The sequence below is a fragment of the candidate division TA06 bacterium genome (assembly GCA_004376575.1).
Classification (GTDB): domain Bacteria; phylum Hydrothermota; class DG-26; order E44-bin18; family E44-bin18; genus E44-bin18.
In genome coordinates this window covers 24,484-35,045 of the sequence record SOJN01000020.1, presented here as the reverse complement: position 1 = coordinate 35,045, position 10,562 = coordinate 24,484, and the positions used below count along the sequence as shown (strand labels likewise).

Sequence of the window (10,562 nt, the reverse complement as noted above, 5' to 3'; positions counted from 1 at the left end):
GAACCATATTGAACCGGGGATGGGCGCGTGGGAGGAGGGATTGAGCGGGGAGCGGGGAGTGGTGAGGGGAAGTGTGGTGAGTGGGGATAGCCCCCCAATTTTACAATTATGACTAAGCCATCCTAAGTCATTTAGTCCCCAAAAGTCATCAGACAGGCCCGACACCACCCCCGAGGATTTGGGACCATAGACTCTTCTAATAGGCCCCAAATTGCAAAGTTGTTTGCTTGGCAGCAAATGCTGTGAGTCGTCTTGGAGTAGCGCCACTTGTGGCGCGAGTCAGCGCCGAGCGAGCTCGGCTACTCCAGAGCGGAGGGCACCGTCCCCGAAGCTGACGCCTACTGGGGGGAGAGGCCGGGGCATTTTCGATTTTCGGTCTTCGAATTCCGATAGGATTTTGGTGTTGGTGGAGTTTGGGCGAAACAGGGCTCGAACCTGTGACCTCCTGCTTGTAGGGCAGGCGCTCTCGCCATCTGAGCTATTCGCCCACGGAAATTGTCCAGGAAAACATGGTAAGACATGAGGCTTGGCTTGTCAATGGGATTTGGTGGCCCGAGGACCTGTCCGTCGTCAGCATGGGTTTCTCAGCTGACGGCTTCAGTGCAAGATGTTTTGAAGCTTGACGTCAATCATCTCCTGTCGTATCCTTAGTCTGTGTGGTGGTGCGGGTGTGGGGAGTGTACATACAGGTTACAAAACCTTTGTCTTTGAGGAGTGAGCTCTTGAAGAAAGAGTTTTCTGTTTCATACTTCCTCAAAATTGTCTTATTGGCGCCTCTTTCTCTCCCTTTGCTTGTCGCCATGCCGGGTAGGCTTGGCACCGGCTACGTTTTCTCCCCGGACTACAAGTCACAGTCAGCAGTTGACGGTCAGGAAGCACGTTCAGATCCGCATTCACCTGTTGCATCGGCCATCAGGCCTACAAGCAGATTCTGGGAAATAAACTCAGACATAGTGGGAGACCTGGAGCACGGGCCGGAGAATACGCAAGGGACAAGCACTGACAACGGGATGAGAAGGGCTGCTGGAGAGTTGGGCTACGCAGATCAGCTTGCGGAGTTAGAATGCGGAGGAGAAGATGGCACAAACATCTTGCTCCTTGGGATTGACAGAAGAAGGGGACGTGGAAGAGGCCGCAGCGACATGATAGTATTGCTCCGCGTTGTTCCGGAGTTGGGAGTGCTCACGCTTTCCATTCCGCGGGATGTCAAGGTTCCTCTGAGGCCTGGGCGCCCATTCGGCTATCAAGACAAAATTGCGCACATGTATGTGTATGGAGGTGTTGAGCGCACAAGAAAATCAGTGGAAAATCTCTTGGGTATCAAGATAGACCACTATGTGGTAGTGGAGAACTTCTCCAACTTCAAGAGACTTCTTTCCTTGATACGTGGTGTGGATATCGACAAACATCTGGAAGGTCAAATCGGTCTCAAATGGGTGAGGAATCGCGGATTCGGGCGCGGGGATATAGAGAGAACCATGAGGTTCCAGGTCTTCGTCAAGGCTGCCATTGACAAAGCCTGGAACTTGACAGACGGAGGGAATCAGCGTCTGGTAAACATCCTGACCAGAGCCTCTCTTCTTTTTGTCAATACTGACCTTTCTCTATCCGACATATTGGCGCTTGTTGAGAAACTGAGAGCGGCGGACTTCGATCCTTCGACACAGATTCATATGGGACATCTGAGGGGCCGTGTCACGTCTTCAGATTCGCCCGCCCTTGGGTTAAGCTACTCTCTCCTGCAAACCGACAGAAAGCAGTTGAAGCATCTATCAAAGCTATTCACAAACAGAAAGGTTATGCCTGAATGCACGCCGAAGAGAAGTTTGCTGTAAGAATCATTGTCTCTGAATACTGCGTTGGAGATGACCTCGTTAGAGCTTTCCAAGGTTGGAGTCAGGTCACCTCCTTTGGCCGGACGCAGTTCGGCAAGCGAGTTTCAGTAGGCGATGCACTCAGCGTTCTCACGATTGTTGATTTGCTGGAAGTTGAGTATGACCTTTCAGTACCGAGGTGCGGAGCTGTATCTCCGGTTGCGATTTGCAGCACCCCCGTGCCGGACCTGAAGGAGCCAGCCATACGAGATTATGCTCCATCACCCATCGTGAGAAAGACTCCTGATCCTCATTCTAGGCGAGACACGAGCCTCTCCAGAAAAATGCTCAGGCTGGGATGGGCAGCCGTCGTATTTGGATTGTTTTTGGCGACGGGTTTCATGGTAACAGGAATTGCTGAGAACAGGGAGACTGTACCTGGTCAAATCGATTCCATTGGCGTGTGCATAGATCACTTTCAGGACAACAGATATGGATGGACGATTAATCACACCGCAGCTATTGAATCAGGAAAGTATCAGATTACAAATCTAAATTCAGACAAGGCAGTCTTGGTTGCCAACGGAAGGTTGAGCGGGCGAGATTTCGTTGCCGAGGCAACCGTGACATTCATCGAAGGAGAGAAAGAGAGTTTTGCTGGCCTTGCGTTTCACATCCGGAACGATGAGAACTTCTATTTCTTTGGCACAGCACCGGATGGTTCTTTTGCTGTGGTCAAAAGGGAGCTTGGCTTCTGGCGCAGGCTCTTTCCCGATGGAGGGGTAAAACATTTCCAGGCCAAGGACTGGAGGAGAGCGGAACGACGCCTCAAGATAGTCGTGGAAGGGATTTACATGGAGTTCTATCTGGATGGAGAACTTCTTACAACTGTCCGCGACGAGTCTTTCGAGGAAGGGTCATTTGGCTTCTATGTGGATAAGAATCTGAATGCCGCTTTTGATAATCTGGCTGTTGAGCTCGACTGGTATGAATTAGTGAAATCTCTTGCCATGAGGTAAGTTGGATGGCCTACCACACGCGCTTTCCAGGAGCTATGGCATAACAATAGTGCGAAGTGATTCCCCTCTCCTCATAAGGTCAAACGCGTCATTTATCTTTTCAAGTGGAAGTTTATGGGTGACCACAGGTTTTAGCTGGATTTTTCCAGTCTGAATCATTCCAATGATCTTCGGATAGTCCACAGGCCTGCACCCGAGGGAACCCAATACTTCCATCTCCCTGAACATCATCCTTCCAGCATTGAGGGCGATGTCTTCGTGTGTGTAGCCGACAAGCACAAGTCTGCCTCCGGTCCTGACGCATCTGTAGGCCAGCTCCATCACAGACTTATTCCCGATTACTTCAAAGGCTATTTCAGGCCCACCCTGTGTGATAGATCTCAGTTCCTTCCCGAACTGCTTTGGTTCCATCAAAGAGGGATTCATAGTGAATCTTGCGCCAAGTTTTTTTGCGAGTTCGAGTTTTTTATCTGCAATGTCAATAGCAACGACCTGCGCTCCGGCCGCTGCAGCAAACTGAACTGTGTTTATCCCTACACCGCCGCATCCGAAAACAGCCACCCAGTCTCCTGGCCGGACTCTTCCTCTATTTTTCACCGCGTGGTAGGGAGTAGACAGCGCATCCGCGATTACGGCGGACTCTTCCAGGGGCAAATCTTCTGGCAGATTTATGCAATCCTTTGAGTTCACTGCAACATACTCGGCATACGCACCATCGAAGTTGTTCCCCATCATCTGCATGTTCTCGCAGATGTTTTCCCTCCCTTCCCGGCAGTTCTTGCAATAGCCACATGAGAAAACCGGAGGGATGATCACTCTATCTCCAGGTTTGAAAGTCTTTACATCATCTCCTGCTTTATCGACTATTCCCGACGGCTCATGGCCGAGTATCATTGGCGGTTTCTTGAAGGTAGGCACCCCATGGTCTATGTAATGTAGGTCAGTCATGCAAACACCGCATGCAGCGACCTTGACTACTATTTCATTCGGTTTCGGTTCCGGCTTGTCGACGTCTTCGATCTTCAAAGGTTGCTTTGGTCCGTGGAATACTGCTGCTTTCATCACTCCTCCTTTTATCCGGTCCTAAATGTCTTTGAAGGAAGGTTTCCTTTTCTCTAGAAAAGCTGACAGACCCTCATTCGCGTCCTTGGTGTCCATTAGTTCTCGAAGGTAAAGCTGCCCAATCTTTTCCAGGCTTTGTGGGTAGCTGTCCTTCAATCCCAGGCGGATACTCTTTTTTGTGTGCTTGATGCCGACGAGGCTGTTTGAAGAAAAGCGTTTGACAAACGATTGAAGCTCCTGCTCGAAACTGTCCAGAGAGACAACCTTGTTGATCAGTCCTATCCTCAAGGCTTCTTCTGCTCCTATGAGGTCGCCTGAGAGCAAAAGTTCGTTGGTCTTGCTGAGTCCTATCAACCTCGGGAGGTATGCGCATGCAATAGGCGCAATCACCGCCAGCTTGATTTCTGGCTGTCCTATCTTCAGATTATCTGCTGCGAAGATAAGGTCACAGGCCATGGCTACCTCGCAGCCCCCGCCAAGCGCCGCTCCTTTGACAGCAGCAATCGTTACTCCGTCCACATCCTCCAGGAGGAAAAAGAATTGATTGAAGATGTCCACCATCTCTTTGACTTTGTCTTTGGTGTGTTCCGCGACGTCCACTCCTGCCGAGAACGCCTTTTCACCTTCAGAGGTTACCACCAGAACCCTGACTCCACTCTTCTTGTTCAGAGATTCGATTGCTTCATTCATCTCTTGCAAGGTCTGGATGTTTAGAATATTGAGTGGTGGGCGGTTTAGGGTGAGGGTGGCTACAGAGTCTCTTAAGTCAAGACTGATATTCTGGAACGACCTCTCTGGCATCCAAATCTCCGACTACAGGCCGAGAACCTTCCTCAGTGCCTCTACGCATATTTTGATATGTTCCCGCTTGCCAATTGATACTCTTATATGGTCGGGAAGGTCGTACCCCTGGAGAGGTCGAACCACAACACCTTCTCTTAGCAGTTCCTGGAAGACGTCCTGCGCGTTCCTCTGCAAGTCCACCAGAACGAAGTTTGCCTCTGAAGGGTAGAACTTGAGCCCCAGCTTGGTCAGTTCGCCGTAGAGGTATTCTCTGGATTCGCGGTTTGTCTCCACAGTTTTCTTGAGATGTTTATCGTCATCCAGGGCTGCAAGCGCAGCTATTTGGGAGAGTCTTGTCGTATTGAAAGGCTTTCTCGCCTGATTCATTCCTTCTGCCAGTTCAGGTTCTGCGATGGCGTATCCGATTCTCATTCCAGCCAGTCCATATATCTTGGAGAAGGTCCTGTATATGATAACATTTCTGCCAGCTCTCAAGTAGTCCATCGACTCAGGATAGTCATCCCTCCGGACGAAATCATAGTAGGCCTCGTCGAATACCACTATGACTCTTTCTGGAACCATGTTCATCAATGCTTCGACTTCCTCTCTGGTGGACATTGTGCCTGTGGGGTTGTTCGGATTGGCTATGAAGATGAGCTTTGTGTTGTCTGTCACTGCCATGGCCATTGCGTTCAGATCGTGGCCGAGATCGTTTCTTGCAGGAACTATCACGTTCTTTGCACCTACTACCTGCGTCGCCTTCGCAAATATGGCAAACCCATATTTGGAGGAGATTACCTCATCCTCCGGTCCGGCAAATGTCAATACAGTCATCTCAATTAGTTCGCAGGAACCTGCTCCTAGGACTATCTGGTTCTCAGAGACCGCATGGTCCGATGACAGACGCCTTCGGAGCGCAAACCCCCAATCGTCAGGGTACAGATAAACATCGGCAAGATACTCTCTAATCGCAGCCAGAGCTTTGGGGGAAGTGCCCAGTGGGTTCTCGTTGGAGGCGAGTTTGATCACATCGCCCTTGAGGCCTAACTCGCGTCTGACCTCTTCAATCGGCTTGCCGGGTTTGTACCTGGCAAGCTTTGAAACATTTGGTCTGACCAGGCTTTCCATTTTGCGCTTGCCTATTCCAGGCTCAGGACCTCCCGGTAGCCTGGGATGTCCATGAAACCGTGGCCGCTGACGTTGAAAGCTATGGTCTTCTTCTCTCCCGACTCTTTGCATTTCAGGGCCTCATCTATTGCACAGGCGATGCTGTAGGCGGACTCCGGAGCTGGAAGATACCCTTCACACTCCATAAAGGTGCGTGCCTTCGCAAAAACGTACTTCTCATCTTGAGGATATGCAATTGTGTCCACGATGCCGTGCTTGCGAAGCAGACTGATTATAGGTGAGCACCCATGGTATCTCAGACCATCGCCCTTTATCGGTGCCATATCAGTCTTGTGTCCGAGAGTGTACATCTTGAGCATCGGCGTTATCTCTGCATGGTCGGCAAAATCGTATTTATACTCTCCCTGAAGGTTAGGAGCCACCTTACTCTGGGCTGCGATGAACTTGATCTTCTTGCCCTTCTTGAGTACATCTCCAACAAATGGAATGGCGAATCCACCGAAGTTGGATCCGCCTCCCAGGCAAGATATTACGATATCAGGATAATCCCCAAAGATTTCAAACTGTTTTTGCGATTCCAGGCCGATTATTGTCTGGTGGAGCAGGACATGATTCAACACGGAGCCGAGACAGTAGGTGGCATTAGGATCGTTCTGGGAATCCTCTAGCCCCTCAGATATGGCTATTCCCAGCGAACCCGGATGCTTCGGATTCTTCTTGAGAAGTTCTCGGCCAACGTTAGTCCGGTCGCTAGGGGAAGGAAAGACCTCGGCACCCAGAAGCTGCATAAAGTTTTTCCTGTCATGCTTCCAATCGTGAACTGCTCTCACCCAAAAGACCGTGCACTTGAGGCCGACCAAAGTTGCTCCGTAAGCGAGCGCTGTTCCCCATTGTCCAGCGCCCGTTTCGGTTGTGACCCTCTCAAAACCCTGTTTCTTGGCGTAGTAGCATTGAGCCAAGGCGGTGTTGACCTTGTGACTTCCAGTGGGGCTGAAAAACTCTCCCTTGTAGTACATCTTTGCGGGTGTGTCCAGTTTCTTTTCTAGATTCACTGCCCTGAATAGAGGACGCGGTCTGCCCGCTTGGAAGTAAAGCTCGCGAAGTTCCTCAGGTATTTCTATCCAGCTTTCCTGTGACATCTCCTGCTTCAGACATTCACCAACCAGGAGATTGGGAAGATTCTCGACCCTGGAGGGTCCCTCTTCGGGATCCTTTGGTGGAGGAAGGGGTTCAGGTAAGTCCGGGAGGATGTTGTACCACTTGGTTGGGAGCTCTTCATTAGGGAGATTGGCCATTCTCGCTTGCATCTCATCCTCCTTAGTCCTATGAGTTTAGTATGTTCCGGCAGCGGAATGGACATGCTACCATCTCACACTATTCTTTACAAGGACTTTTTTCTCCCTGTTTTCTGATGACCAGAAGCCTTATGTTACCTGGCACGATTAACAAGTTCGTACAGCGTACAGCCCGAAGTGTAGATTCCCTTGCTAAGATCAGTTTTCCCTTGACATAACGACACACGCTGGGGTATGATGAACTGGGAGGTGAAGGGAGGATGACGAGGCAAGTTGTCAGAGTTGCCTTCTACGCTCTTGGTGGAGCCCTGGGTCTGGCTGCCGGGTATTTCTTCTTCAAGGTGCTCTGGCACATTCTTTTGAAGACGTCGAGTGAAAGGAAAAGGGAGGTCCTTGCCTTCCTTTTTCTTATTCTGACCATTCTCATTTTTGTGAGTCTCATTTCGTACTCACCATTAGATTATCCAAAAACCGTAACGGGTGGCGCAGTCAGCAGTCTCGGCGGTGTGTTTGGTGCTCTCACAGCCCACTGGTTGTTTCGTGTTCTTGGGTATTTTGCGTATATGGTCCCCTTGAGCCTTCTTGTCTGGACTGCTAACAGAATGAGAGGATGGGATATGGAAGTGCTTGGCAAGAGGACGATTCTGTCAGTGGTTGTTGTTGTTCTTCTTGCCCTCCTCATATCCATCGTACCGCCACCCGTCAAGACTGAAGCGTTCAGATTTGCTGGTGAGCTTGGCGGCTTTCTGGCTGACCTTTTCCTCAAGGTTTTTGGCAAGGTCGGTGCGTACGTGGTTGGTTGTGGGCTTATGGTGGCTGTCCTTTCCAGCGAGCAAAAGGTCAGAAATAGCATCAACTGGATAATTGGTCCACTTAAGAGGCGTCGCATAAAGATCAGATATCCGACAGTGGCGAAGCCAAAGAGGGCGAACAAAAAAAAGCAGAAGTCAACCCAGGTGGACCTACCTCAAGAGGTGGTTGAGACGAGACCCCAGGTTTCGGAAGAAAGGAAGGCTGTTCCTGAGCCTGTATCGACTTTGACTGGTGAGCTGGCGGATGATGAGTACCAGGAAGAGTTCTTGTCCATCCTTGCCGAACCACCGCCCGTTGCGCCTGCTGAGACAAAGGAAGACCTCCGCAGGAATTCCGAGAGGGTGGAAAAGAAACTCCTGGACTATGGAATAGGTGGAAGAGTCGTTCATGTTGCAGCAGGACCGGTGATAACCAGGTACGAGTTTGAACCTGCCGCAGGCGTGAAGGTGAGCAGAGTTGCTGGCCTTGCAGACGACCTTGCTCTCGCCATGAAGGCTGAAAGGATAAGAATAGTCGCGCCGATCCCTGGCAAGGCAGCCATAGGCATAGAGATTCCGAACAAGAGAAAAGTTGATGTGTACCTCAGGGATGTCCTGGGGTCTGACCATTATCGCGCGTCTAAATCCAGACTCACTATCGCATTGGGTAAGGATATTGCCGGCGAGTCGATAGTCTCAGACGTAGCACGTATGCCTCATCTGCTCATAGCAGGAGCAACAGGCTCTGGGAAATCTGTGGCGATCAACTCGATGGTTGCTTCCATTCTTTACGGTGCAAGTCCATCAGAGGTAAGGTTCTTGATGATTGATCCGAAGAGACTTGAACTGCCGGTATACAATGGTGTTCCACACCAGATAACCCCTGTCCTGACCGAACCCAAGAAATCCCTTGACCAGTTGAAAGAAGTAATCATCTGGATGGACATGAGATACAGAGAGTTCGCCACGGTCGGTGTGAGAGACATTGAAGGTTACAACAACAAGATGCCGAAGAAGAAGCCCTACATAGTCATCATAGTTGATGAACTTGCAGATTTGATGATTACTGCTCCCACAGAAATAGAAGAGACTCTTACCAGACTGGCACAGATGTCCCGGGCCGTTGGAATTCATCTGATACTCGCTACTCAGAGACCTTCAGTGGATGTGATAACGGGGTTGATAAAAGCGAACTTTCCTGCCAGGATCGCGTTTCAGGTTGCCTCCAAAACAGACTCGAGGACAATACTGGACATGAACGGAGCAGAGAAGCTGCTGGGCAGGGGGGACATGCTCTTCCTTCCCCCTGGCAAGGGCGAGCCAGTCAGAATACACGGAGCCTACATCTCCACTCAAGAAGCCAAAAGGATAGCTAGACTGTGGTCGCGTAAGCATCTTGCCACTATGCTTGCTAGGTTCTTTCCAAAAGACAAAGTGTCTGAAGTGATTCGAATTGTCATGGAAGAAGATGTGGTGGACAGCATAGTGGACAGGCGCACGCCCGGAAGGCGCGAGGCACTCTTGTCTCTCGCTCAGAAGTTGGCATCAGAAAAGTTGATGGACGAAGAAGAGGCTTTTTCCACATTCTACGGCATGGAATACTATCCGAAACTGGATGAGAAGGCTCAGAGTGAGCAAGAGAGTAAGAGAAGTTATCTTTCAGGGGATGGAGAGCTTGACGAACTGTTTGAGAACGCCAAGAATCTGGTTGTCAGGCACAAGATAGCTTCAGTCTCTTTGCTCCAGAGGCGCTTGAGGATTGGATATGCGAGGGCTGGGAGACTGATAGACCAGCTGGAGCGGCAGGGGATTGTGGGCCCCTATTCTGGAAGTAAGGCGAGAGAGGTTCTGGTCAGCGAGGAGAGGCAAATTCAGCTATGAAGTTGGTCGTCTGCTTTCTCGTTATTCTGACAAGTCTATCCTTGGGTGGTAGTGATATCCTGAAAAAGGTGGGGGAGAAATACGACAAGATACAGACAATCTCCGCCGATTTCTCTCAGAAGATCACATACTCTTCGAACGATAGGAAGACTCAGTTCGCGGGCCACCTGCTCATAGAAAAACCTGATAAGATGAGGATGTCCGTTTTCGAGCCCGATACACAATTGATGATCTCAAATGTAGGAAGCCTGTGGGTCTATATCAAAAGTGCGAAGCAGGCCATGCTTTACAGTCTAAACAAGGAGACATATCCCCAATTGGGGAGCCTGATTTTCAATGTATCCAAGCAATTCGAAAGTGAGCTTGTGGGGAAGAATAAGGACAGGTACGTTTTGAGATTGATACCACGCCAGGAGTCGAACTACTATGACAGCCTCTACGCAAAGATATCCCGCAGGTCATATCTGATAACCGGGTTGACTGTCTTTGACAAACACGCAAACCGGATAGACTACACCTTTCGTAAGATACGAATTAATGTACCTGTGCCCAAGGGCCAGTTCACCTTTGTTCCCCCTCCTGGAACAGCGATCATAAAGCGCCAGTAGATTGTACGAAATGGGCAAAAGCCATCACACGAAATTCTTCGAATTTCAGATTGCTAACACAAAACACGAAATTAGGAAAATCCTCCCGGCCCCGAAACGCCACATCAGAAATTGCGAAATTGAAAGCCGAAAACGCTTTCAGAAGCTGATGGCTCATAGCCATCGTACAGCTATCTTACAT

The 10,562-nt window shown here is 50.0% G+C and carries 8 protein-coding genes and 1 tRNA gene; 4 read left to right on the top strand and 5 right to left on the bottom strand.

Translation table 11 applies throughout. The features are described from left to right. Nucleotides 1–414: 414 nt before the first annotated feature. Nucleotides 415–488, bottom strand: a tRNA-Val gene (locus E3J62_01465). A 234-nt stretch (nucleotides 489–722) separates the two neighbouring features. Here E3J62_01465 and E3J62_01460 point away from each other — a divergent pair. Then, nucleotides 723–1,835: a hypothetical protein gene (locus E3J62_01460; protein TET47469.1), complete on the top strand. Its 1,113-nt coding sequence runs from the start codon at nucleotides 723–725 to the stop codon at nucleotides 1,833–1,835. Next, a complete protein-coding gene (locus tag E3J62_01455; protein TET47468.1) occupies nucleotides 1,808–2,833 on the top strand; it encodes a hypothetical protein in 1,026 nt (341 codons plus the stop codon). The genes E3J62_01460 and E3J62_01455 overlap by 28 nt, the downstream gene beginning before the upstream one ends. A 33-nt stretch (nucleotides 2,834–2,866) precedes the next feature. On the opposite strand, the gene E3J62_01450 is transcribed toward E3J62_01455, so the two are convergent. The 4 genes from E3J62_01450 to E3J62_01435 are packed head-to-tail and all read right to left on the bottom strand — an operon-like array spanning nucleotide 2,867 to nucleotide 7,113. Further along, a complete protein-coding gene (locus E3J62_01450; protein ID TET47467.1) occupies nucleotides 2,867–3,895 on the bottom strand; it encodes a hypothetical protein in 1,029 nt (342 codons plus the stop codon). 21 nt (nucleotides 3,896–3,916) lie between these two features. Beyond that, the gene (locus E3J62_01445) at nucleotides 3,917–4,696 is read right to left on the bottom strand and encodes an enoyl-CoA hydratase/isomerase family protein (protein TET47466.1); all 780 of its coding nucleotides are present in this window, start codon (nucleotides 4,694–4,696) and stop codon (nucleotides 3,917–3,919) included. A gap of 12 nt (nucleotides 4,697–4,708) precedes the next feature. Then, nucleotides 4,709–5,806, bottom strand: a complete 1,098-nt coding sequence (locus E3J62_01440; GenBank protein TET47465.1) for a histidinol-phosphate transaminase — start codon at nucleotides 5,804–5,806, stop codon at nucleotides 4,709–4,711. 11 nt (nucleotides 5,807–5,817) lie between these two features. Further along, nucleotides 5,818–7,113: a TrpB-like pyridoxal phosphate-dependent enzyme gene (locus E3J62_01435; GenBank protein TET47464.1), complete on the bottom strand. Its 1,296-nt coding sequence runs from the start codon at nucleotides 7,111–7,113 to the stop codon at nucleotides 5,818–5,820. Between the two features lie 248 nt (nucleotides 7,114–7,361). Here E3J62_01435 and E3J62_01430 point away from each other — a divergent pair, with 248 nt between their 5' ends. Both E3J62_01430 and lolA read left to right on the top strand, forming a co-directional pair. Then, complete coding sequence (locus E3J62_01430) at nucleotides 7,362–9,773, top strand: DNA translocase FtsK (protein TET47463.1); 2,412 nt, start codon at nucleotides 7,362–7,364, stop codon at nucleotides 9,771–9,773. Then, nucleotides 9,770–10,381, top strand: a complete 612-nt coding sequence (lolA, locus tag E3J62_01425) for an outer membrane lipoprotein chaperone LolA (GenBank protein ID TET47462.1) — start codon at nucleotides 9,770–9,772, stop codon at nucleotides 10,379–10,381. The genes E3J62_01430 and lolA overlap by 4 nt, the downstream gene beginning before the upstream one ends. The last annotated feature ends 181 nt before the right edge of the window (nucleotides 10,382–10,562 follow it).

Coding starts and splice junctions, on each gene's coding strand:
- E3J62_01430 (TET47463.1), top strand. CDS start 7,362: ATGACGAGGCAAGTTGTCAGAGTTGCCTTCTACGCTCTTGGTGGAGCC.
- E3J62_01455 (TET47468.1), top strand. CDS start 1,808: ATGCACGCCGAAGAGAAGTTTGCTGTAAGAATCATTGTCTCTGAATAC.
- E3J62_01440 (TET47465.1), bottom strand. CDS start 5,806: ATGGAAAGCCTGGTCAGACCAAATGTTTCAAAGCTTGCCAGGTACAAA.
- E3J62_01450 (TET47467.1), bottom strand. CDS start 3,895: ATGAAAGCAGCAGTATTCCACGGACCAAAGCAACCTTTGAAGATCGAA.
- E3J62_01445 (TET47466.1), bottom strand. CDS start 4,696: ATGCCAGAGAGGTCGTTCCAGAATATCAGTCTTGACTTAAGAGACTCT.
- E3J62_01435 (TET47464.1), bottom strand. CDS start 7,113: ATGCAAGCGAGAATGGCCAATCTCCCTAATGAAGAGCTCCCAACCAAG.
- lolA (TET47462.1), top strand. CDS start 9,770: ATGAAGTTGGTCGTCTGCTTTCTCGTTATTCTGACAAGTCTATCCTTG.